Annotated in this window: 23 protein-coding genes; 13 read left to right on the top strand and 10 right to left on the bottom strand. The window is 56.4% G+C overall.

Annotated elements, in window-relative coordinates:
- Positions 1 to 8 precede the first annotated feature (8 nt).
- Positions 9 to 743, top strand: coding sequence for a 23S rRNA (guanosine(2251)-2'-O)-methyltransferase RlmB (gene rlmB, locus GVJ63_RS13800; RefSeq protein ID WP_010256134.1), 735 nt, complete (start codon positions 9 to 11; stop codon positions 741 to 743).
- 220 nt (positions 744 to 963) lie between these two features.
- Positions 964 to 2592, top strand: a complete 1629-nt coding sequence (locus GVJ63_RS13795) for an isovaleryl-CoA dehydrogenase (RefSeq protein WP_159227022.1) — start codon at positions 964 to 966, stop codon at positions 2590 to 2592.
- Here GVJ63_RS13795 and bsmA read toward each other — a convergent pair.
- Together bsmA and GVJ63_RS13785 are read right to left on the bottom strand one after the other, a co-directional pair.
- Positions 2566 to 2892 (bottom strand): biofilm peroxide resistance protein BsmA, encoded by a 327-nt coding sequence (gene bsmA, locus GVJ63_RS13790; protein WP_022623934.1) that lies wholly within the window; start codon positions 2890 to 2892, stop codon positions 2566 to 2568. The genes GVJ63_RS13795 and bsmA overlap by 27 nt on opposite strands.
- A gap of 56 nt (positions 2893 to 2948) precedes the next feature.
- The gene (locus GVJ63_RS13785) at positions 2949 to 4880 is read right to left on the bottom strand and encodes a methyl-accepting chemotaxis protein (protein ID WP_033758909.1); all 1932 of its coding nucleotides are present in this window, start codon (positions 4878 to 4880) and stop codon (positions 2949 to 2951) included.
- A 158-nt stretch (positions 4881 to 5038) separates the two neighbouring features.
- On the opposite strand from GVJ63_RS13785, the gene yjfP reads away from it, so the two are divergent.
- Positions 5039 to 5788 carry an esterase gene (gene yjfP / locus GVJ63_RS13780; protein ID WP_159227021.1) on the top strand — a complete coding sequence of 250 codons (750 nt, stop codon included), beginning with the start codon at positions 5039 to 5041 and terminating at the stop codon, positions 5786 to 5788.
- 48 nt (positions 5789 to 5836) lie between these two features.
- On the opposite strand, the gene GVJ63_RS13775 is transcribed toward yjfP, so the two are convergent.
- Complete coding sequence (locus GVJ63_RS13775; protein WP_010256150.1) at positions 5837 to 6043, bottom strand: hypothetical protein; 207 nt, start codon at positions 6041 to 6043, stop codon at positions 5837 to 5839.
- A 405-nt stretch (positions 6044 to 6448) separates the two neighbouring features.
- Between GVJ63_RS13775 and rpsF the strand changes: the two genes are divergently transcribed.
- The 4 genes from rpsF to rplI are packed head-to-tail and all read left to right on the top strand — an operon-like array spanning position 6449 to position 7889.
- Entirely contained in the window at positions 6449 to 6844 is a 396-nt protein-coding gene (rpsF, locus tag GVJ63_RS13770) for a 30S ribosomal protein S6 (RefSeq protein WP_003855334.1), read from the top strand.
- A gap of 6 nt (positions 6845 to 6850) precedes the next feature.
- On the top strand, positions 6851 to 7168 hold the full coding sequence (gene priB / locus GVJ63_RS13765) for a primosomal replication protein N (protein ID WP_010256154.1): 318 nt from the start codon (positions 6851 to 6853) through the stop codon (positions 7166 to 7168).
- Between the two features lie 4 nt (positions 7169 to 7172).
- On the top strand, positions 7173 to 7400 hold the full coding sequence (gene rpsR, locus GVJ63_RS13760; RefSeq protein ID WP_002210155.1) for a 30S ribosomal protein S18: 228 nt from the start codon (positions 7173 to 7175) through the stop codon (positions 7398 to 7400).
- A gap of 39 nt (positions 7401 to 7439) precedes the next feature.
- A complete protein-coding gene (gene rplI / locus GVJ63_RS13755; RefSeq protein WP_010256429.1) occupies positions 7440 to 7889 on the top strand; it encodes a 50S ribosomal protein L9 in 450 nt (149 codons plus the stop codon).
- An 82-nt stretch (positions 7890 to 7971) separates the two neighbouring features.
- Here the strand turns inward: rplI and GVJ63_RS13750 are convergent, their stop codons facing one another.
- On the bottom strand, positions 7972 to 8649 hold the full coding sequence (locus GVJ63_RS13750; RefSeq protein WP_152931566.1) for a LysM-like peptidoglycan-binding domain-containing protein: 678 nt from the start codon (positions 8647 to 8649) through the stop codon (positions 7972 to 7974).
- A gap of 220 nt (positions 8650 to 8869) precedes the next feature.
- Between GVJ63_RS13750 and fklB the strand changes: the two genes are divergently transcribed.
- Entirely contained in the window at positions 8870 to 9490 is a 621-nt protein-coding gene (gene fklB / locus GVJ63_RS13745; RefSeq protein ID WP_010256433.1) for an FKBP-type peptidyl-prolyl cis-trans isomerase, read from the top strand.
- A gap of 44 nt (positions 9491 to 9534) precedes the next feature.
- Here the strand turns inward: fklB and GVJ63_RS13740 are convergent, their stop codons facing one another.
- Entirely contained in the window at positions 9535 to 11478 is a 1944-nt protein-coding gene (locus GVJ63_RS13740; RefSeq protein ID WP_050680379.1) for a bifunctional 2',3'-cyclic-nucleotide 2'-phosphodiesterase/3'-nucleotidase, read from the bottom strand.
- A 293-nt stretch (positions 11479 to 11771) separates the two neighbouring features.
- On the opposite strand from GVJ63_RS13740, the gene cysQ reads away from it, so the two are divergent.
- A complete protein-coding gene (gene cysQ, locus GVJ63_RS13735) occupies positions 11772 to 12515 on the top strand; it encodes a 3'(2'),5'-bisphosphate nucleotidase CysQ (protein ID WP_010256437.1) in 744 nt (247 codons plus the stop codon).
- Between the two features lie 74 nt (positions 12516 to 12589).
- Here the strand turns inward: cysQ and GVJ63_RS13730 are convergent, their stop codons facing one another.
- Positions 12590 to 13147 carry a YtfJ family protein gene (locus GVJ63_RS13730; protein WP_022623931.1) on the bottom strand — a complete coding sequence of 186 codons (558 nt, stop codon included), beginning with the start codon at positions 13145 to 13147 and terminating at the stop codon, positions 12590 to 12592.
- 314 nt (positions 13148 to 13461) lie between these two features.
- Between GVJ63_RS13730 and GVJ63_RS13725 the strand changes: the two genes are divergently transcribed.
- Positions 13462 to 13668 (top strand): DUF1107 domain-containing protein, encoded by a 207-nt coding sequence (locus tag GVJ63_RS13725; protein WP_003855513.1) that lies wholly within the window; start codon positions 13462 to 13464, stop codon positions 13666 to 13668.
- Positions 13669 to 13814: 146 nt separating this feature from the next.
- Here the strand turns inward: GVJ63_RS13725 and GVJ63_RS13720 are convergent, their stop codons facing one another.
- Positions 13815 to 15137 (bottom strand): hemolysin family protein, encoded by a 1323-nt coding sequence (locus GVJ63_RS13720; protein ID WP_010256442.1) that lies wholly within the window; start codon positions 15135 to 15137, stop codon positions 13815 to 13817.
- 518 nt (positions 15138 to 15655) lie between these two features.
- Between GVJ63_RS13720 and GVJ63_RS13715 the strand changes: the two genes are divergently transcribed.
- From GVJ63_RS13715 to GVJ63_RS13705, 3 genes are read left to right on the top strand one after another with little or no spacing between them, the layout of a single operon-like run.
- Positions 15656 to 17371: an autotransporter assembly complex family protein gene (locus tag GVJ63_RS13715; RefSeq protein WP_154210861.1), complete on the top strand. Its 1716-nt coding sequence runs from the start codon at positions 15656 to 15658 to the stop codon at positions 17369 to 17371.
- Positions 17368 to 21135 (top strand): translocation/assembly module TamB domain-containing protein, encoded by a 3768-nt coding sequence (locus GVJ63_RS13710; protein ID WP_159227020.1) that lies wholly within the window; start codon positions 17368 to 17370, stop codon positions 21133 to 21135. Before GVJ63_RS13715 ends, GVJ63_RS13710 begins: the two co-directional genes overlap by 4 nt.
- 2 nt (positions 21136 to 21137) lie before the next feature.
- A complete protein-coding gene (locus GVJ63_RS13705) occupies positions 21138 to 21491 on the top strand; it encodes a gamma-glutamylcyclotransferase (protein WP_010256451.1) in 354 nt (117 codons plus the stop codon).
- A 59-nt stretch (positions 21492 to 21550) separates the two neighbouring features.
- Here GVJ63_RS13705 and ppa read toward each other — a convergent pair whose 3' ends face one another.
- From ppa to GVJ63_RS13690, 3 genes are all read right to left on the bottom strand, one after another.
- Entirely contained in the window at positions 21551 to 22081 is a 531-nt protein-coding gene (ppa, locus tag GVJ63_RS13700) for an inorganic diphosphatase (RefSeq protein WP_003855519.1), read from the bottom strand.
- Between the two features lie 100 nt (positions 22082 to 22181).
- Complete coding sequence (locus GVJ63_RS13695; protein ID WP_003855520.1) at positions 22182 to 22631, bottom strand: DUF441 domain-containing protein; 450 nt, start codon at positions 22629 to 22631, stop codon at positions 22182 to 22184.
- A gap of 61 nt (positions 22632 to 22692) precedes the next feature.
- Positions 22693 to 23103, bottom strand: coding sequence for a lysozyme inhibitor LprI family protein (locus GVJ63_RS13690; protein ID WP_045139590.1), 411 nt, complete (start codon positions 23101 to 23103; stop codon positions 22693 to 22695).
- Positions 23104 to 23152 lie beyond the last annotated feature (49 nt).

Here is a 23152-nt window from a genome sequence, read left to right as displayed (position 1 = left end):
GCAGATCGATGAGCGAAATTATTTTTGGTATCCATGCCGTGCAGGCGCTGCTGGAACGTGATCCACAACGTTTCCAGGAAGTCTTTATCCTCAAAGGCCGCGACGATCGTCGCCTGCAACCCGTGGTCGCCGCGCTGGAAGCTCAGGGGGTCGTGATTCAGCTGGCCGAGCGCAAGTGGCTCGACAGCCAGGTTGAAGGCGGTGTACATCAGGGTATTGTGGCGCGGGTAAAACCGGGTCGTCAGTATCAGGAAGGCGACCTGCCGGATCTGCTGCAGAGCCTGGAGAAACCCTTCCTGCTGGTGCTGGACGGGGTCACCGATCCGCACAATCTGGGTGCCTGCCTGCGCAGTGCCGATGCGGCCGGTGTTCACGCGATTATCGTGCCGAAAGATCGCTCTGCTCCCCTGAATGCAACGGCCAAAAAAGTGGCCAGCGGCGCGGCAGAAAATGTGCCGTTGATCCGCGTCACCAACCTGGCACGTACCCTGCGTCTGCTGCAGGAGTACAACATCTGGGTTGTCGGTACCGCAGGTGAAGCTGACCATACCGTCTTCCAGAGCAAAATGACCGGTCCGATGGCGCTGGTGATGGGCGCGGAAGGGGAAGGCATGCGTCGTCTGACCCGTGAGCATTGCGATGAGCTGATCAGCATTCCGATGGCGGGCAGCGTCTCTTCGCTGAATGTCTCGGTTGCTACGGGTGTCTGCCTGTTTGAAGCGGTGCGTCAGCGCAACGCCTGATCCCCGATGTGATCCTCGCCACAAATTAGTTCCTGTACCAGGCATAACTGCGCGTCATTCGTATATACCCAAAGGATTTCGGGTTGCATTGAGGCGGCAAGAGAACGAATCCCGATGAGCTTACATGAGTAAGTGATTCGGGTGAGTGAACGCAGCCAACAAAAATGCAGCTTGAAAGACGACGGGTATACTTACTGAGTGACATCCGCGAGGAGTGGTTATGACCTGGACAACACACACCGTTTTTAATCAGCCCCATCCTCTGAGCAACAGCAACCTGTTCCTGTCTGATACGCCACTCGGCGAGGCACTGTCACGCGAAGGCGCCGGATGGGACCGGGAATGGCTGGCTTCGGTAGGCCGACAGCTGGGCAGCGCCGAGTCGCTGGAGCTGGGCCGGCTCGCCAACGCGGAGCCACCTGAACTGCTGCGCTACGACGCCCGTGGCGTACGGATGGATGAAGTTCGTTTTCACCCCGCCTGGCACCTGCTGATGCAGGGTGTCTGCGCCAGCCGCCTGCATAATCTCAGCTGGCATCCCACAGTACGTGAACAGGCCAGCGTGGCGCGGGCTGCGCGCTTTATTCTGCATGCACAGGTTGAAGCGGGCACGCTTTGCCCGGTGACCATGACGCACGCGGCCATTCCACTGTTGCAGACTTATCTGCCTGCCGCGTTCGAAGGCTGGCTCGATCCGCTGCTCAGCGATCGTTACGATACCCATGCGCAGCCCGGCGACCAGAAACGGGGTCTGCTGATCGGTATGGGCATGACGGAAAAACAGGGCGGCAGCGATCTGCTCACCAGCACCACCCGGGCCGAGCCGCTGGGGGCGCGCGGCCCGGGTGAAGCCTACCGGCTGACCGGCCACAAATGGTTCTTCTCGGTGCCGCAGAGCGATGCACATCTGGTGCTGGCGCAGACGCCCGCCGGATTAAGCTGCTTCTTCCTGCCGCGCCTGTTGCCTGACGGGTCACGCAACGCCATCCAGCTTGAGCAGCTTAAAGATAAGCTGGGTAATCGCTCAAATGCCAGTTGTGAGGTGGAGTTTCGCGATGCGACCGGCTGGCTGCTGGGAGAAGAGGGCGAAGGCGTGCGGCTCATCCTTAAAATGGGCGGTATGACGCGCTTCGACTGCGCACTCGGCAGTCATGGTCAGATGCGGCGTGCATTCTCGGTGGCACTCTGGCATGCACATCAGCGCCAGGTGATGGGGAAAAACCTGGTGGATCAACCGCTGATGCGTCAGGTTCTGGCACAGCAGGCGCTGCAGCTGGAGGGACAAACCGCGCTGCTGATGCGGCTGGCGCGCGCCTGGTCACAACCGGCAAAACCGCATGAGGTCACGTTTGCCCGCTTATTCACTCCGGCTGCAAAATATCAGATCTGCAAAGCGGGAGCCCCGTTCGTCGCGGAGTCGATGGAAGTGCTGGGGGGCATCGGCTACTGCGAAGCGAGCGAGCTGCCGCGCCTCTATCGTGACATACCGGTCAACAGCATCTGGGAAGGGTCGGGCAACGTGATGTGTCTTGACGTACTGCGCGTGCTCACCCGTCAGGCAGAGGTTTCGGAGATGCTGAGTCAGGAATTTGAAGCGGTGAAAGGGAGTAATCGTCATTTCGATGCGCGCTGGCGTCAGTTACGGCTGCGAATGAGCAAAGTCCCCGAAGAGCAGGCGCGCGAGGTGACCCGCACGCTGCTGCAGCTTGCGACCGGCGCTCAGCTACTGAAATATGGCGAACCGCCGCTGGCGGATGCATGGTGCCAGCAGTGGCTCGATCGGCGTGGCTCCCGCCCCCTTGAGACAGCAATCACAGACCGTTTACTGGCCCGTGGCTGTGGCAGGTGATGCGCCGTAAAGAATCGCGCTGGCGTACCAGAGACCGGGCATTACCGTTTCACTCAGCGCCACGATCTGATAGTAAGCCGCACCGGCCTGGTTAGCCCGGGTGGCCACGGCCCGCCCGGCATCATCCGGTGAGCCGCGCACGTTAACGGTAATATTGCCCAGCTTTGGCAAACCGCCACTCTGCGCCCGTGAAATCTCCTGCGCCTGTTGCGTCGGCGCGGGCGGTGCTTTTGGCGTGGTCTCAAGCGCGGAACAGCCTGCCAGCAGCAGGCTTATCACCAGTAAACAAGCGAAACGCATAGCAAAACCCTCTTTCAGGACGAAGCATTAAGTGTATGCCATCGCCCTGAATGACGTCAGGATTTAAGGCTGAATACGCTGACCAGCTGGGTCAGGTGGTGCCCTTTATCACTCAGGTTCTGCGCGCTGTTTTCCGCCTGTGTCACCAGTTCGCTGTTCTGGTGAGTCGCCTGGCTGATCTGGTTCATCGCCAGATTAACCTGGCCGATGCCTGCCGCCTGCTGCTGCGCCGCCACGTTGATCTCGCCCATCAGCGCCTGCACCTGCTCGATGTGGGTCACAATGTCGCTCATCGCATCGCGCGTCTGCTCAGATAACTGATGGCCCTCCGCCACGTTGCTGATGGAAGTCGCAATCAGTCCATCAATCTCTTTAGCGGCCTGCGCAGAACGCTGTGCCAGCGCACGTACTTCTGCGGCCACCACGGCAAAGCCACGGCCCTGTTCCCCGGCACGTGCCGCTTCAACGGCGGCATTCAGCGCCAGGATATTGGTCTGGAAGGCGATCGACTCAATCACGTGGGTGATATCAGCAATGCTTTGTGATGAAACCTTAATCGCCGACATGGTGTTGACCGAGCGCACCACCGTCTGGCTACCGTGACTGACGATATCGCTGGCTTCGGCCACCAGTGACATCGCCTGACGCAGGCTGTCTGCGGTGTGTTCAACCGTCGCGCCAAACTGCTCCATGCTGGCGGAGGTCTGCTCCACGCTGCTGGCCTGACGCCCGATCTGCTCGCTGATGTTATGACTGCTGGCCGCGATGGTGTCTGTGCCGTCGCTGATCTCCTGCGCCGCGCCGCGCACCTGGCTGACGATTTTCTCCAGACCATCGCCAATGCCGTTGATCGCAACGATCAACTGGCCCACTTCATCGCGACGCTGGGTATCCATATGGACCTGCAGATTCCCGGCAGCATACTGCTCCGCCAGATGGATCACCTGCTGCAGCGGACGGGTAATCGCCCGACGGCTGTACCAGACAAACCCCAGCGCAAAGACCACCACCAGAATCAGTCCGGTTATCAGGAACAGGTTACGGCTATGCGTAATCGGGGCGAGCAGGCTTTCACGGTTAACTTCGCCGGCGATCACCCAGTTCCAGCCCGGCAGCTGCTGCCAGGCCAGAATCTGGTGCTCGCCGTTGATCTCTGCCTGCAGCATGCCCTGCGGCTGAGTCAGCAGCGGCTGGAGTGTCGCGTCATCCCAAGCGGGTCGTTTTCCTTCGTCGTGCTGATCGAACAGATACTCTCCCTGCGTCTTACCGGGGGTGCCGTTGAGCACAAAGAAATGACCACTATCACCCAGCTTGCGTGCCAGGATTTTTTCACGCATCAGCGCATACTGCTTATCAATGCCAACGCCGACAAACAGGATGGCGACAACCTTGCCACTCTCATCTTTTACCGGCTGATATTGTGTGATGTAGCGATGGCCGAACAGCGTCGCCAGCCCCTGATAGACGTCGCCCTGACTGACGCTTTTCCAGGCGGCGCCGTTGCGGTCAAGCTGCGTACCGATTGCGCGACTGCCATCCTGCTTTTTCAGCGAGGTGGAAATACGGATAAAATCATCGCCGTCACGCACAAAAATGGTCGCCACGGCGGCGGTGCGTTCGGTGAAATCATCTACCGCGGTCTGGTCGAGGTTCAGCGTTTTTAACCCGGCGCGCAGCACCGGCGTCGAGAAGGCACCGACCTGCACCCGGGAGCCTTCATCCAGGCTAAAACGCTTAGGCAGGAAACTTGTAAACAGACTGGTGTAGTGAGCCACCTCTTCGGTGAGGGTGGCGTTGAACATGGTGGCCATTTCACTGATGCCCTGCACCTGGTTTTGCATGTCATCGATGGCGAGATTTTCCAGCTGCCGCGAAGCGGTGTGGCTCTGGGTTAGCGTCAGAACCAGCAACAATAAAGCTACGCTGAGAGACGTCAGTACAGACAGCTTAACTCCAAGACTCAGGCCGCTGAGAGAGAGACGCTTCATAAATTACCTTTGATCAAGTTAGGGGGACACAACATCAACGGCAAAGCGCGGGAAAAGTTTAGGCCGAAATCTGGCGACTAAACGCAGCAGGGGATTTCGTAAATTAACCCGCAGACGTACACTCAATCGGCACGCCTTGCCCCTTCTCAGGAGAGACCATGATTGAACTCACCACAGAAACGCTGGCCGGTATCGAATGCCTGCACGCCACGCCTGCCGGACAACGGCATCAGCCACTGCCTACCGTGCTGTTTTATCACGGCTTTACCTCTTCAAAAGAGGTCTACGCCTACTTCGCTGTCGCGCTGGCTCAGGCGGGGTTCCGGGCGGTGATGCCGGATGCGGATCTGCACGGCGCGCGCTATCACGGCGATGCCGATGCACGCCTTGGTCGCTTCTGGGAGATTCTGAAACAGAACATTGATGAGCTGCCGCAGCTGGAATCGGCGCTGCGCGCTGACGATCTGATCGCCAGCGAGCGTTTTGCGGTGGCGGGCGCGTCGATGGGCGGCATGACGGCGCTGGGCGCGATGGCACGTTATCCGCAGATTCAGAGCGTCGCCTGCCTGATGGGATCGGGCTATTTTATGCAGCTCAGTCAGTCGCTCTTTCCGCCGCTGGTGGCCGACACGCCTGAGCAGCAAGCGCAGTTTGCTGCCCGCATGGCACCGCTGGCCGACTACGATCCCTGCAACCGGCTGGAGGCCCTGGCAAACCGTCCGCTGCTGTTGTGGCATGGTGAGGCGGATGAGGTGGTGCCCTGGGCGGAGAGCGTCCGGCTGGAGAGGGCGCTGCGGGAAAACGGGCTGGCGCAGCTTCTGACTTCGCTGTCGGAAAAACAGATTGGACATAAGATCACGCCATCAGCATTGACGGCGCTGGTCAGCTTTTTTAAACAGCAGCTATAAAAAATGAACGGGCGGAGAGTGGATCTGCCGCCCGTAAACTTACCGGCCTTACCAGTGCGCAGACGATTTTTCTGCTGCTCTGGCAGGCGCGTTGACCGGGTTCTTTTGTGGCGCATCCAGCCGATTAACGTAGATATAACCCGATGCCGCTTCGCTGCTGTGACTTCTTATCTGCTGCGCACAGTCAGCATTGCTGGCAAGAGCGGGTGGAGACAGGAAGAGACCCAGTAAAGTGGCGATGACGAACGTTTTCATGCCCGACTCCTCACTTCAGGGAACACACTCTGTTAGACGCCGATAAGCCAAACCGTAACGTCTGCATTAAGTTTAGCGACTGTGCACATTATCGCCAGATCGTCCGCCTGAAGCTCTTTATCAGCTTTTTTGAACCTTTCCCGCTTAACGCGCTGTATTCACATGATTAGCACGAAAAGCTACCGTATATGGCACGCCGGATGGCATTTGTTGAAATGTGCGCTTGAGTTTAGCCGTCGCCGCCAGTATGATTACGCGTCAATTTTTCAGCCGCATTCTCAGGCTGTGTCCCACAAACGCTCGTCACAACGAACCTTTGTGGGACACAGCCTATAACGTTCCTTGCTTCCATGGGCCGCGGTTGACCCCGACAGGAGGCTGAATAATCCGTAAGGAGCAATTTCGATGCGTCATTACGAAATCGTATTTATGGTTCATCCTGACCAGAGCGAACAGGTTCCTGGCATGATCGAGCGTTACACTGGTGCTATCACTGGTGCAGAAGGCACGATTCACCGTCTGGAAGACTGGGGCCGCCGTCAGCTGGCTTACCCGATCAATAAACTGCACAAAGCGCATTACGTTCTGATGAACGTTGAAGCGCCGCAGGAAGCGATCGATGAGCTGGAAACGAACTTCCGCTTCAACGACGCCGTTATCCGTAGCATGGTTATGCGCGTTAAAAACGCGGTAACTGAAGCATCGCCGATGGTTAAAGCGAAAGATGAGCGTCGTGATCGTCGCGAAGATTTTGCTAACGAATCCGCTGATGAGTCAGATGCTGGGGATTCTGAAGAGTAATCCATCGTGACGGTTAATCGACTTCGCCTGTCTGGCACTGTGTGCAAGACGCCGGTTCGAAGAGTTAGCCCGTCAGGAATTCCTCACTGTCAGTTCGTGCTTGAGCACCGCTCAGTGCAGGAGGAGGCCGGGTTTCACCGGCAAGCCTGGTGTCGTATGCCGGTTATTATCAGCGGCAGCGCCCATCAGGTGATTACTCAACATATAACGGTCGGCACGCAACTCACACTCGACGGTTTCATTAGTTGCCATCAGGCACGAAATGGCCAGAGCAAAGTGGTGTTCCATGCCGAGCAGATTGAATTGATAGATTCTGGAGACTAGCCTAATGGCACGTTATTTCCGTCGTCGCAAGTTCTGCCGTTTCACCGCGGAAGGCGTTGTTGAGATCGATTACAAAGACATCGCAACGTTGAAAAACTACATTACCGAAAGCGGTAAAATTGTCCCGAGCCGTATCACCGGTACTCGTGCAAAATACCAGCGTCAGTTGGCTCGCTGCATCAAGCGTGCGCGTTACCTGTCTCTGCTGCCGTACACTGATCGTCATCAGTAATCGGCAACTGTCCATTAACGACTTTAAGAGGATAAGGTAATGCAAGTTATTCTGCTTGATAAAGTAGCAAACCTTGGCACCCTGGGTGATCAGGTTAACGTTAAAGCGGGCTACGCTCGTAACTTCCTGGTACCACAGGGCAAAGCTGTTCCTGCTACCAAGAAAAACGTTGAGTTCTTCGAAGCACGCCGTGCTGAACTGGAAGCCAAACTGGCTGACGTTCAGTCTGCAGCAACTGCACGCGCTGAGAAAATCAATGAACTGGGCACTGTAACCATCACGTCTAAAGCGGGCGATGAAGGTAAACTGTTCGGTTCAATCGGTGCCCGCGACATCGCTGATGCAGTGACTGCAGCTGGCGTTGAAGTGGCTAAGAGCGAAGTTCGTCTGCCGAACGGCGTTCTGCGCACTACCGGTGAGCATGAAGTAAGCTTCCAGGTTCACAGCGAAGTATTCGCGAAACTGAACGTGAAAGTAGTTGCTGGTTAATCTTTATTAACTGAGCACGACACAAACGCCGGCCCTGTGCCGGCGTTTTTGTTTTTGTGCCTTTCAATCGCCGCTGTTCGCGTTACTGCGCGCGAATAAAGCTGCCGTCTGGCTGACGTGTAAACAGCACCGGACCGTTTGCGCCCTCCACCGTCAGACCTGTTACAGCCCCCTGCGCATCCTGACGGATTTTCACCTGCTGACCACTTTTCAGTGAGCTGAGTGGCTGATCGCTGCCTTCCACCCGCGCCATCGCAAACACATCATTGACCGGCAGACTATTATCACGAAACAGCTGCGCCAGCGTCTGACCGGAAGCGATGGTCAGATTGCGCCACTCGCCCTGAGAATCGGCTTTTGGCGTCTGCTGAGACGGTGGGGATGACGGCTGGCGGCTACTGTTGTTCTCATAAATATCCGCCTGCATCGGCACCTCTTTCTCCGTCTGGGGTGCGACCGGCTGCTCGACCGGATAGCGCAGCGTGCTGGCGGGCCAGAGAAACGCCACCAGCATCACCAGCAGTGCGGCCACAATGCCACGGCGGTGCGGCGCAGGCAGCGGGTCCATCCAGCGAATGTGGTCGGTAAAATGCCAGATACGCTGAAGCCATGTCGGCAGGCGGGATGACGTGTCTGAAGCCATTCGGGGTTCCTCCTCTCCGGCAGGCTGCTTTAGCCTGCGTGCGGCCAGCCAGGTCTGCAGCCGGGATACAAGATGTTTTGCACGCATCCTGCGGCGTCGTGGGGCTATCTGGCCCATGTTTGCTCTCTTATTCGTGTGCTACAGAGGGGGTGATCCCCCCCGATAGTTATAGTATGGGCAATACCGGCGCGAAGTGCCTGCCAGCATTGATAAAATTGACGGCTCTATTGTTTCTCTTTCCCCGGCAAAAGTCATCTGCGATGCAGGGCATTTTACGCCAGCGGCCTGCGCTGCTATGCTGCCCGTTCGAATTTATCCGAGAGTGAAAGGAACGAAGATGACTACCCCTTCTTTCGACAGCGTCGAAGCACAAGCAAGTTACGGTATTGGTTTACAGGTTGGCCAGCAGTTGCTGGAATCTGGTCTGCAGGGTCTGCAACCAGAAGCACTGCTCGCGGGTCTGCGCGACGCGCTGGAAGGGAACTCGCCGGCCGTACCGGTTGATGTGGTTCATCGCGCACTGCGTGAAGTGCATGAACGCGCTGAAGGCGTGCGTCGTGAGCGCACCGAAGCCATGGCCGCAGAAGGTCAGGCGTTCCTGCAGGAACATGCGCAGCGTGAAGGCGTGAGCAGCACCGAATCAGGCCTGCAGTTCAGCGTGATTACTCAGGGCGAAGGTCCAATCCCATCACGTCAGGATCGCGTACGCGTTCACTACACCGGTAAACTGATCGACGGCAGCGTATTCGACAGCTCTGTTGCCCGTGGCGAACCGGCGGAATTCCCGGTAAGCGGCGTAATTCCAGGCTGGATTGAAGCGCTGACCCTGATGCCGGTTGGCTCAAAATGGGAACTGGTGATCCCACAGAACCTCGCGTATGGCGAGCGCGGTGCGGGTGCCTCTATCCCACCATTCAGCACCCTGATCTTCGAAGTCGAACTGCTGGAAATTCTGTAATTCCGGACGCTGCAACCCCCCCGGTTGCAGCGTTTTCTTCCGCCTTATTTCTGCTGTAAATTCACCTGCCACAGAGCAAAGCCGATCGCATCTGTCCCTTTGGGCTGAAGCGGATATTGCGCATGCTGCTTAATAAATCCGGTCGCTTTATCACCCGGTGCCGTTTCAAACTGAATGTCGAGCGGGGTGGATGAGGTAATCGGTGCCAGCCGCCAGTTATTGTCCGCCTTCGGCTGAACTTCACCGTGCGCTTTGGTTTCCGCGCTGATGTAGGCTGCAACCACGGAACGGTTCTCATCCGGCGAGGCAAAGGCAATGTATTTATCTCCGGTGCCGGCAAACTTGCCGCCGTAAGCGCGATAGTTATTGGTCGCCACCAGGAAGGTCGCCTGTGGATCGACGGGTTTACCCTGCCAGCTAAGCTGACGGATACGTGAGGCCTCAGGATGGATCAACTGACACTCTGCGTCGTAGCGTGCGGGCTGGGTCACATCAATCTGATAATTAACCCCGTCAATCACATCAAAGTTATAGGTGCGGAAATCCCAGTTGATCAGCGACTGCGTTTTCGTGCTGTGGGGATCGATCTGATTAAACTGGCCCGCTGAGCACTCCAGCCACTCTTTTACCTGCGCACCGGTGACTTTCATGACCACCAGGGTATTGGGATAAAGATAGAGATCGGCCGCGTTACGGAAGGTCAGCGCGCCTTTCTCCACTTCGACATAGCTGGCCGGATCGTTTTTACGTCCGCCCGCTTTAAACGGCGCAGCAGCAGAGAGCACCGGCAGACGGCCCAGATCCGGATCGCCCTGAATGAAATGCTCCACGTAGGCGCGCTGGGCATTATTGACGATCTGTACCGTCGGATCGTCCTGTACCAGCGACAGGTAGCTGTACATCACATCGGCGGACTTGCCGATGGGCTTCGCCACAAACTCCCGCGTGGCGCGGTGATCGTCAGCCAGTACCTTCACCAGCGCCGGATCCTCTGCCGCCAGCGATTTCTTCGCTGCGGTATCGTAGATTGGCCGCGCCTGTGCTTTGCCGCTGCTCACCTGCCAGCGTCCGCCCTCATTGTTCAGCACCAGGTCAACCACGCCAAGGTGATCGCCCCACATGCCTGGCATCACCGCCGGAATACCGTTCAGGGTGCCGTTGGCGATATCTGCACCCTTGATGTCAGCAAACTCCTTGCCGGGGAAGACCGCATGCGCATGACCAAACAGGATGGCGTTAATGCCTTCCACCTGGCTGAGATAGTAAACCGAGTTCTCCGCCATCGTGTGATACGGCTCGCTGCTCAGGCCGGAGTGGGGAATAGCGATAATCAGATCGGCGCCCTGCGCGCGCATCTCAGGCACGTAGCGGCGAGCCGTTTCGGTGATGTCATCGACGCGTACCTTGCCCTGCAGGTTGGCTTTATCCCACACCATGATCTGCGGCGGCACAAAGCCGATATAACCTATCTTCAGGGTCTGCGTTTTGCCCTCGCGATCAACCACCGTGGTGGATTTGATGAGGTATGGGGTAAACAGCGGTTTGCCGCTCTTCACATCAATCACGTTGGCGTTCACATAGGGAAAGCGTGCGCCCGCCAGCGCTTTTTTCAGGTAGGGCAGGCCATAATTGAATTCATGATTGCCGAGGTTACCGACGCTGTAATCCAGCGTGTTGAGCGCCTTGTAGACCGGATGGATCTCGCCCTCACGTAATCCTTTGGCCGCCATGTAGTCACCCAGCGGGCTGCCCTGAATGATGTCGCCGTTATCGACCAGCAGGCTGTTTTTCACCTCCTGGCGTGCGGCGTGGATCAGCGTGGCGGTTCGCACCAGACCAAACTTCTCGGTTGGCGTGTCTTTGTAATAGTCGAAATCCATCATATTGCTGTGCAGATCGGTGGTTTCCAGTATCCGCAAATCCACCGTCGCCGCCTGGGTGGCGACGGAAACGCTCAGTGCCAGTAACATCATTCCGGGCTTAAACATGCTTGCTCCTGCTGCAAAATAAATAAGGATCTCAAAATAATGTAAAAGCATGACAGATAGTCATTTTAAATCGTGATGGGTATAACGTTTTAGCGCATCGGTCAGCGACGGATTCTTAAACGATGGAGGCGTAGCGGCACAGGCGTGGCGATAAATGGGTAACTATGATATTGATATATCTATAAATTGAATCGCCGGAGTGCCTGTAAATGGGTTCTTCAGGCGGAACTGCTAAAATGTCACTATCTGACGATGAGCTGATCCTGCAGCAGACAGACACAATGAGGTGAAAAATGTTAGAGCAAATCTGCCAACTGGCACGCGAAGCAGGCGACGCGATTATGCAGGTCTATAACGGTGCCGCGCCGCTTGACGTTTCTCACAAATCGGATGATTCACCGGTGACCGCCGCGGATATCGCTGCACACGAGGTGATCCTCGCTGGCCTCAAAAAGTTAACGCCTGATCTCCCCGTGCTGTCAGAAGAAGATCCGCCAGCCTGGGAGGTGCGTCAGCACTGGCAGCGCTACTGGCTGGTCGATCCGCTGGATGGCACCAAAGAGTTCATCAAGCGTAACGGCGAATTCACCGTTAACATTGCGCTAATCGAAGCAGGCAAGCCGGTAATGGGCGTGGTCTATGCGCCAGTGCTGGGCGTGATGTACTCCGCTGCAGACGGCAAAGCGTGGAAAGAGGAGGGCGGTCAGCGTGAACAGATTCATGTCCGTGATGCGCGTCCTCCGCTGGTGGTGGTGAGCCGTTCACATGGCGACGACGATGAGATGAAAGAGTACCTGAAGCAGTTAGGTGAACATCAGACCGTCGCGACCGGATCCTCACTGAAATTCTGCCTGGTGGCAGAAGGAAAAGCCCAGCTCTATCCCCGTTTCGGACCCACCAACATCTGGGATACCGGCGCGGGCCATGCCGTGGCGATGGCGGCGGGCGCGCATGTGCACGACTGGCAGGGTAAAACTCTGGACTACGCGCCGCGCGAATCCTTCCTTAATCCTGGCTTCCGCGTATCACTGTTTTAACGCTGTCTGAGCGCTCAGCCTGCTGAAGGCTGAAACCCCGGCGGGCGGTGCTCTCCCCACCGGGGCTTCAGCGATTAATCCTTCAGCAGGGAGGTGACCAGCGTAATCACTTTTGTCACTTCATCCTGCGTCAGCGATCCATCCTTCACAAATTTCACCTTACCCTGCTTATCCAGCACCACAATGGCGGAACCGCCCGGCTGTAACTGCCAGGCATGCTGCACATTGCCCTTGCTGTCGACAACAAACTGCGACCACGGATATTGCTGCTTGTTAGTCTCGACGCTGCTGCGCACAAACATGCCCGTACCGGGAATGGCATCATCTGTATTCACGATGGTGGTGGTCTGATAGCGATCATGCGGCAGCTTCGCGGCCTTAATCGCCTCGATCAATGCGGCATTCATCTCTTTAGCGGATGAGCGACCCGCGATGTGCTGAACCACGCGAACTTTTCCGCCGAGCTGCGCGCTATTCCAGTTTTTGTAGCTAAACTTATCCTGCTGCAATAACAGCTCGCCTTTGTCGTTCACGCCAACGGCCGGTACCCGCATATCCTGCCTGAGGTCATGAGCCATCACGCTTGCCGGTATCAGTAAAGACAACGCTACAGCTGCCAGAATTATTCGCATTGCTATTTCCTTGAGTGATCAGACCAGTTAGTCATTTTACTGCAATAGTAAGCAGGGATGATGCGCCTGTCCTGGAAAGGTGTCAGGTTTGTTATGGCCTCCACAATTCCTTAACCAACGAAGGTTTATACTGTGTTGTGTGAGCCTGATAACAGAGTGTTCTGTAATGATGTGTCAATTCAGTAAAAAAAATCACTTTTAGGAACATTAGTAGGTTTGAGTGTTCTATAGTTATCGCGAATTCGCGCTTCATGGGCTGGAACCAAATTTGGAAACGGCGAAGCGTGCTTAAAAATGTACAGGAGTTAGTCAGTATGAAGATCTTCCAGCGCTATAATCCGCTACAAATAGCGAAATATGTAAAAACGCTGTTCAAAGGAAGGTTGTATATCAAGGACGTCGGCGCGTTCGAGTTCGACAAAGGGAAAGTATTAATCCCGCGCGTCAAAGACAAACAGCACCTGAGCGTGATGTCAGAAATTAACCGCCAGGTCGTTCGTCTCAAACTTGAGTTCAACTAATCATAAGGGCGCCGATGGCGCCCTTAGTGTCTGGCCAGTCAGGCCATTTTATTTGTCACTCTGAACCTGAGCAGTGCCAACAATTCTCACAGACTACGTCACATTCCGGTTGTTCCGCGCTGTCCATGTCCAGACTGCTGGTCATTCTACTCTTCTTCGCTTTTTGTCATGCTCAGCACCGGCGGTCGTTCATCGATGCGGGTGACCAGCAACTGATCGATGCGATAGCTATCAATATCCACTACCTCGAACTTGTAGCCAGCAAACTTCACAAAATCGGTACGCTTCGGAATCTTACGCAACATATACATCATAAAGCCGCCGATGGTTTCGTAGTTGCCTGACTGCGGGAAATCATCAATGTCCAGCACGCGCATCACGTCATCAATCGGCGTACCGCCTTCAACCAGCCATGAATTCTCATCGCGCGCCACAATCTGCTCTTCCATACCCTGGCCAACCAGATCGCCCATCAGCGTGGTCATTACATCATTCAGGGTAATAATGCCCACAACCAGCGCATATTCGTTCATGATCACCGCGAAATCTTCTCCGGCGGTTTTAAAACTTTCCAGTGCTTCAGAGAGGGTCAGCGTGTCCGGCACGATCAGCGCCGAGCGAATCTGCAGGCCGCTGTTCAGCGCCATGCTCTGATTACCCAGCACGCGCAGCAGCAGCTCTTTGGAGTCGACATAGCCAACGATATGGTCGATATCGCCGCTGCAGACCAGAAACTTCGAGTGAGGATGCTGGGCGATTTTGGTTTTGAGGCTGGTCTCATCTTCGTGCAGATCAAACCAGACAATATTCTCACGTGAGGTCATGGAGGAGGGAACAGTACGTGACTCCAGCTCAAACACGTTTTCAATCAGCTCGTGCTCCTGCTTACGCAGCACGCCAGCCAGCGCACCCGCTTCAACCACCGCGTAGATATCGTCGGAGGTGATGTCATCTTTACGCACCATCGGCAGCTTGAAAATACGGAAGAAGACGTTAGCCAGGCCATTAAACAGAAACACCAACGGACGCATTATCAGCAGGCAGAAACGCATCGGGTTGATGATGCGCAGCGCGATGGTTTCCGGTGCGACCATGCCGACCCGCTTTGGGGTTAAGTCAGCAAACAGGATAAACAGGCTGGTGACGATGGTGAAGGAGCAGATAAAGCTGAGCTGCTCCGCCAGTTCCGGCGAGACAAACCGGTTAAACAGGCCGCTGAAAACCGGCGAAAACGCCGCATCGCCAACAATACCCCCCAGGATGGCGACGGCGTTGAGGCCAATCTGCACCACGGTGAAGAACATGCCCGGCGTTTCCTGCATTTTCAGCACGCGCTGCGCATTTACGTTGCCTTCATCGGCCAGCAGTTTCAGTTTGATCTTACGGGCGGCCGCCAGCGAGATCTCCGACAGAGAGAAAAAGGCACTGATTACGATCAGTAACAGAATGACAAGTAAGCTATCTAACATATGAGATCCAAAGGGTTATCCACTTGTCATTTTTGGCCTGGGCAGCGTGGGTAAGCGCAAACAGAGTTGGTTTATCCGTGAAACAAAGCTATCCGTGCCAAAAATGTCTGCGCCAGTTCGACAACAAACGACATGTCGGGGCAGAAATGAAAACAGGCGGCATGCCTGTGGTGGCCGATTATAGCAGGAGCGCTCATTGCGCCGCCAGAGGGCAAACCGCTGCTTAAGGGCGCATTAGCAGCCAGAGCGGCCGGTTACAGACTCGGATTTATCTGAGTGAGTCATATCGGACTGATCATTCCGACCCGCAGGAGTTGTATCGCTCACCCCATTTACCGACAATAGCCCCGTTATTTGACTTAGATGTCAGAGTTGCTCCGCCGTTTGCCATAAAGTGCGGCTATGATGAGGATGTTGCCGTTGCGGTAGTGCGGGCAAAGAAGATTAATAAGCGCCCCGCGGAAAAGGGGCCGGCATGATTAACAGGAGTACAGGTGCCACGATTTTATGTTTATTGCATGGCTGGCCTGCTGCTTGCCGCGCCCGCCCTTGAGGCGGCGACAGTGCGATTACAGGTAGACGGCTTATCCGGGGATCTGCAAAAGAATGTCAGAGCGCGTCTGTCCACCATCGGCAGCGATGAGGTCTCTAATGATGGCCGCTTTCGCGCGCGCGTTTCTGTTGCGATAAAAGAGGGGCTGCGCGCGCTCGGTTATTACGAGCCCACCATCGATTTCGAATCCCGCCCCGCGCCTGCGCAGGGTGGACGACCGGTATTAGTGGCACACGTAACGCCTGGTGAACCGGTAAAAATCGGCGGCAGCACGATTGTGGTCGAAGGCGATGCGCGTAATGACGCGGATTACAAAGCCTGGGTGAAGCAGGGACGCCCTGAAGTGGGCAGCCAGCTTAACCACGGGCAATATGACAAATTCAAAAGCGGCTTCTCTAATCTCGCACTGCGTAACGGCTATTTCGACGGCACGTTTAAAAAAAGCCAGCTTGGTGTCTCGGTGGAGCGGCGTGAAGCGTTCTGGGATATCGACTACGACAGTGGCGAACGCTATCGCTTTGGCGACGTCACTTTCCAGGGATCGCAAATTCGCGAAGAGTACCTGCAAAACCTGGTGCCGTTTAAAGAGGGGGACTACTACAGCTCCCGCGATTTAGCCGAGCTGAATCGCCGCCTCTCCGCCACCGGCTGGTTTAATTCGGTGGTGGTCGCGCCGGAATTCAGCAAGGGACGACAGACCAAAGTGCTGCCGCTGAGCGCAGTAATGTCACCCCGCACCGAAAACACCATTGAAACCGGCGTCGGCTATTCCACAGACGTTGGTCCGCGCCTGAAAGGGACCTGGAAAAAACCGTGGATCAACGACAGCGGCCACAGCCTGGCGGCCAGCGCCTACGTTTCCGCGCCGGAACAGCAGGTCGATCTCAGCTACAAAGTGCCGCTGCTGAAAAGCCCGCTTGAGCAGTACTACACCTTCTCCGGCGGCCTGAAGCGCACCGACCTAAACGACACCAAAGCGGATACCACGACGCTTGCGATGTCGCGCAACTGGGACAGCAGCAGCGGCTGGCAGAAGGCGGTCAACCTGCGCTGGAGCCTGGATCACTTTACTCAGGGCAGCGTGACCAACACCACTATGCTGCTCTATCCCGGCGTCAGCGTAAACCGTACCCGTTCCCGTGGCGGCCTGATGCCGACATGGGGCGATTCACAGCGCTATTCGGCAGACGTCTCTGATACCACATGGGGTTCAGACGTCGACTTCCTGATCCTGCAGGCGCAAAACGTCTGGATCCGTACCCTTGGCGACAGTCATCGCTTTGTGGCGCGCGGCAATCTGGGCTGGATCGAAACCAACGACTTCGAAAAAGTGCCGCCGGATCTGCGCTTCTTTGCCGGTGGTGACCGCAGTATTCGTGGCTACAAATATAAAAACATTTCACCGCGCGATGATGACGGCAAACTCACCGGTGCGTCAAAACTCGCCACCGGATCGCTGGAATATCAGTACAACGTCACCGGGAAATGGTGGGGCGCGGTGTTTGTCGACTCGGGCGAAGCGGTTAACGACATCAAGCAAAGTAACGTCAAAACCGGTGCGGGCGTCGGCGTGCGCTGGTCTTCACCGGTTGGCCCAATCAAATTTGATATCGCCAGACCCATCGGGGATGACGAAGAGCATGGATTACAATTTTACGTAGGGCTGGGGCCAGAACTATGAAGCTGTGGAAAAAGGTCCTGATCGGCATTCTGATCTTTCTGGTCGTGCTGTTGGGTGGGGTGGCATTTTTAATCGGTACCACGCCTGGGCTGCATTTAGTGCTGAAAGGTGCGTCGCGCTGGGTGCCGGGCCTGTCAATCAAGCAGGTCGATGGGGGCTGGCGTAACCTGACCCTTAACGGTCTGCGTTACGAAATGCCTGGGGTCAGCGTCGATGCCGGGCAAATTCATCTGGCGGTGGATCTCAACTGCCTGCTGCACTCCTCCGTGTGCGTTAACGATGTCTCCCTGCGCGATATCAGCGTGGTGGTCGACAGCAAGAAAATGACGCCTGCGGCACCAGCGCCGGAAGAGGAGAGTGGCAACACTAACCTCAGCACGCCATACCCCATCACGCTGCGTCACTTTGGCCTGCACAATATCAATGTCAAAGTTGATGACACCGCAATATCGCTGCTCGACTTCACCACCGGCCTGCAGTGGCAGGATCGTGCGCTGACGCTGAACCCGACCCATATTCAAAGCCTGCTGATTGCGCTGCCGAAAGCGGCGAAAGTGGTCAATGACGAGGTGGTAGAACCGAAAGTCCAGCAGCCACATCCCGCTGAAAAACCGCTGGGTGAAACGCTGCAGGCGATGTTTGCGCAACCCCTTCTGCCTGCGATGCCTGATTTCCGTCTGCCGCTGGATATTGAGGTGCAGCAGATTCTGGGTGAACAGCTGCGCATTACCGGCGACACCGATATTTCCGTCAGCCGGTTGCTGCTGAAAGCCAGAACCGCCGATCGTCAGATGCAGCTCAGCACGCTGGAGGTGGACTCGAACCTCGGCAACCTGAAGGGTAGCGGTCAGGCGATGCTGGCGGATAACTGGCCAGTCGATTTCTCCCTTAACGGCACAGTGAATACCGATCCGATTAAAGGCGAAAAGCTCGCGCTGAAACTTAATGGCGCGATGCGCGACGAGCTGAAGATGGGGCTGAACCTCTCCGGTCCGGTGAATGCGCAGCTGGACGCCACGACCCAGCTGGCGGTGGCGGGATTGCCGCTGTCACTGAAGCTGACCAGTCCGCAGTTACGCTGGCCGCTGACCGGTCCGGTAGCGTATCAGGCGGATAACCTGGACTATCAGTTCAAAGGCAAAGCCACCGATTATGTGATGTCGCTGCAGACTGCCGTGAAGGGTGAATCTGTACCACCGGCGACGATCTCGCTGACGGGTAAAGGCAACGTTGAGCAGTTCAGCCTCGACCGCCTGCGCGTGGCTGCGCTGCAGGGCAATATCGATCTCACCGCGCTGGTGGACTGGAGCAAGGCGATAAGCTGGCGCAGTGAGCTGACGCTGGCGGGAATTAATACCGCTAAACAGTATCCCGACTGGCCAGCAAGGCTGGATGGCAAAATCACCACCCGCGGCAGTCTGTATGGTGGCAGCTGGCAACTGAGCGTGCCGCAGCTACAGCTGAAAGGCAATGTGAAACAGAACGCCGTGACCGCTGATGGCTCCCTGACCGGTAACAGCTATAACCAGTGGACGGTGCCGGGCATTAAGCTGGCGCTGGGACGCAACCATCTGGATGTTAAAGGCGCGCTGGGCGACAGTCTGGATCTCGATGCCAGTATCGACGCACCCCAGCTCGACAATGCGCTGCCGGGTCTGGGCGGCGTCATCAACGGCACAATAAAAGCGCGGGGTACCCTGAAGGCACCGCAGCTGCTGGCCGATCTTAATGCCCGTGGTCTGCGCTGGCAGCAGATGCAGATCAATCGCGTCACCCTGAATGGCGACGTCCGTTCCGGCGAGCAGGTGGCGGGTAAACTGCAACTGCGCGTCGAGCAGCTGAAGCAGGATGCGCTGAACATCAGCCTGCTGACGCTGAACGCGGACGGCAATGAGCATCAGCATCAGCTGAAGCTCAATGTGCAGGGCAAACCGGTCTCTGGCCAGCTGGCGCTGAACGGCAGCTTTGATCGCCAGACGGAGCGCTGGAAAGGGTCGCTGAACGACACCCACTTTGATACGCCAGTCGGTGAGTGGCGTCTGACCCGCGCCATGGCCATCGACTATCTGAACAGCCGCCAGACGGCCACCATCGGCCCACACTGCTGGCAGAACCCCAATGCGCAAATTTGTGTGCCGGAGCCGGTTGAAGCGGGCCCGGCAGGCAAGGCGCATGTGGTGCTGAATCGCTTTGACCTGGCGATGGTGAAGCCGTTTATGCCGGATGCGACTCAGCTTAGCGGCCTGTTCAGCGGTGACGTGCGCGTCAACTGGACTGCCGATGGCAGCCTGCCGACCGGTACCGTGGCGCTGAAGGGCAACGGCGTGAAAGTGGTGCAGGATGTGCAGGGCAACAATCTGCCGATCGCCTTTGACACGTTGAACCTCAATGCCGCGCTGCGAAACGGGCGCGCCCAGCTCGACTGGCTGATCCGCATCGCCAATAACGGTCAGCTGGATGGCAACGTGCAGATCGACGATCCGCAAAACCGCCGCACGCTGGGCGGTAACGTCAACATCCGCAATGTCTCGCTGGCGATGCTCAATCCGGCACTGATGCAGGGCGAGAAGATCAAAGGCAGCCTGAACAGCAGCCTGCGCCTGGGCGGCAGCGTGCAGCAGCCGCAGGTATTTGGTCAGCTTGGCCTGACGGGTGTGGATGTGGATGGCAACTTTATGCCGGTTGACCTGACCAGTGCCAACCTGAATCTGGTGTTTAACGGCATGAGCTCCACCCTGAACGGGCTGGTGCAGACCGGGCAGGGCAATATCAACCTCAGCGGTAACGCAGACTGGAGCCAGCTCGACAACTGGCGTGCGCGCATTGCGGCGCAGGGCAGCCGGGTTCGCGTGACCGTGCCGCCGATGGTGCGCATGGATGTCTCGCCGGATCTGGTGTTTGAAGCGACGCCAGCGGCCTTTAACCTTGATGGCCGGGTCGATATTCCATGGGCGCGCATCACGGTGCAGGAAGTGCCGGAAAGCGCCACTGGCGTCTCGTCGGATGAGGTGTTGCTGGATAAACAGCTGAAGCCGATTGCACCGCAAACCGCCGCGATTCCGATTAACAGCAATCTGGTGATCCACGTCGGCAACGATGTGCGACTCTCTGCGTTTGGCCTGAAAGCGAAGCTGAATGGCGATCTGAAAATGGTGCAGGATAAGTCAGGACTCGGCCTGAACGGTCAGATCAACATTCCGTCCGGTCGTTTCCACGCTTATGGTCAGGATTTGATCGTGCGTAAAGGCGAGCTGCAGTTTGCCGGTCCGCCGGATCAGCCTTACGTCAACCTGGAAGCCATCCGTAACCCGGATGCCACCGAAGATGGCGTCACCGCGGGTCTGCGCGTCACTGGCCTGGCGGATGAGCCAAAAGCGGAAGTCTTCTCCGATCCGGCGATGTCGCAACAGGAAGCGCTTTCCTATCTGCTGCGCGGTCAGGGATTGGGCAGCGACGGCGACAGTAACGCCCTCACTTCAGCACTTGTTGGCTTAGGGGTTGCACAAAGTGGGCAGGTTGTGGGTAAAATCGGGGAGACATTCGGTGTCAGCAATCTCGCTGTTGATACTGCCGGTGTTGGCGACAGCCAGCAGGTGCAGGTCAGCGGCTATGTGCTACCGGGTCTGCAGGTAAAATACGGTGTTGGCATATTTGATTCACTGGCGACGTTAACCTTGCGTTACCGCCTGATGCCTAAACTCTATCTGGAAGCCGTGTCCGGTGTGGATCAGGCTCTCGATTTGCTCTATCAGTTTGAGTTTTAGCAATGCGAATAATTGTCTACGGCAGTTTACGGCGCAAACAGGGAAACAGTCACTGGATGACGAATGCGCAGTGGCTGGGTGATCACCAGATTGAAGGCTTTGAGCTTTACAGTCTGGGCCATTATCCCGGCGTGATTGAGGGCAATGGAGCGGTACATTGTGAGGTGTACCGCATTGATGCCTCAACCCTTGCGGAGCTGGATGCGCTTCGCACCAAAGGGGGAGAGTACAAACGTTATCTGACTCAGACGCCGTTTGGCAGTGCATGGCTTTATGTCTATCAACGCTCAGTGGCAGGACGCCAGCGCATCATGAGTGGTGACTGGCTGAAGCGCGATGAGGAGCCAGAGGCCTGAACAAAAACACCGTCCATCCGGACGGTGTTTTTTTTTCGACTCACAAACCGGCAGCAGAATTACTTCTTCTGTGCGCGCTCGTAAGAGGAGATGATTTCAGCTTTAGCGGCTTCGGCATTATCCCAGCCATCCACTTTCACCCATTTGCCTTTTTCCAGATCTTTGTAGTGCTCAAAGAAGTGGGTGATCTGTGCACGCAGCAGTTCTGGCAGGTCGTTCACATCTTTGATGTGATCGTACTCTTTAGAGAGTTTGGTGTGCGGAACGGCAACCAGTTTGGCATCTTCGCCAGACTCGTCGGTCATTTTCAGCACGCCAACCGGACGGCAGCGGATCACTGAGCCTGGAACCAGTGGATACGGGGTCGGAACCAGTACGTCAACCGGATCACCATCCAGAGAAAGGGTATGGTTGATGTAGCCGTAGTTGCACGGATAGAACATGGCGGTAGACATGAAACGGTCTACAAACAGGGCACCAGACTCTTTATCAACTTCATATTTGATCGGATCAGCATTCGCTGGGATCTCAATGACAACGTAGATATCTTCTGGCAGGTCTTTACCTGCTGGCACCTGGTTCAAACTCATCTGGCATTCCTTCAGTAGTCGTATGTTGAGTGTCGGCTATTATAGCCAACTGACTCTGAAAGTATGCCCCCTTTTTGGCGTTTCGGAATGCGCCCAAACGCTACTTAGCCGCCACAAACAGCGAAACAATGCCTGCGGCAATCAGTGGTCCTACCGGCACCCCACGGAAGAACGCCACGCCAATCACTGTACCAATCAGCAGACCACCAATCACCGAAGGCTGGACGCTCATAAAGTTCACGCCACGGCCGCCCAGCCAGGCGACAAAGATCCCTACCAGAATCGCCACAATCGACTTCCAGTTAGCAAACGACTTGATCAGCGCAGAGGCGGGCAGTGAGCCGCTTGCCAGCGGGGCCATCACCGCCACGGTAAGAATAATGATGCCTAAGGTAATGCCCTGTTTTTCTACGTAGGGGAAGAACTGAGCCAGCGGGGTAATTTTAATCGCCAGCAGCACCAGAATCGAAATCGTGACCGCGTTGTTGTGAACGAAATAACTCAGCACGGCGAGGCAAATCAGAATGATGGTCGAGGCGTAAGCAGCCATGGTTTCTCCCTGAAGGTTAATGAGTGCGCTGACTTCAGTCAGCGCAAAAGCCGGTTATCGATCAGCAGTCATCGGGGTTAGCACAGCTGCCTTTACCAAGTGACTGCAGCATCAGTGCCTGATTGCGCACCAGGCTCAGGCTCTGAGCGCTCAGCGCCACGCTGCCCAGCGAGCCTTGTGTACTGAGCTGGCTGCGGCTCGCCTCAAGCCAGCTGTCGCGGTAGCTCAGCCAGGCGCGCTGCGCGGCACGCAGTTTGTTTTTAGGTTCGCCGGAGAGGGTTTTCATCAGTTTGTTGTACTGCTTATTCATCTCCTGATCCCAGGCCCGATTAGCCGCAGCGTAGCACTGGTTCATGGCAAGGGTAGTAGAGGCGTCATTGAGGCAGCGATCGGGCGAGGCGTCTGTCGGCAGATCCTCTGCCAGCGCCGCCGTGCTGAGGCACAGCAGCATCAGAAGTAATCCTGGTTTCATTCTTTTCTCCGGATAACGGATAAGCGGCGATTAGCTTGATGGATGTTCC

The organism is Pantoea sp. 18059 (assembly GCF_902706165.1).
In the GTDB taxonomy this organism is placed as follows: domain Bacteria; phylum Pseudomonadota; class Gammaproteobacteria; order Enterobacterales; family Enterobacteriaceae; genus Pantoea; species Pantoea agglomerans.
This window is presented reverse-complemented; position numbering and strand designations above follow the sequence as displayed.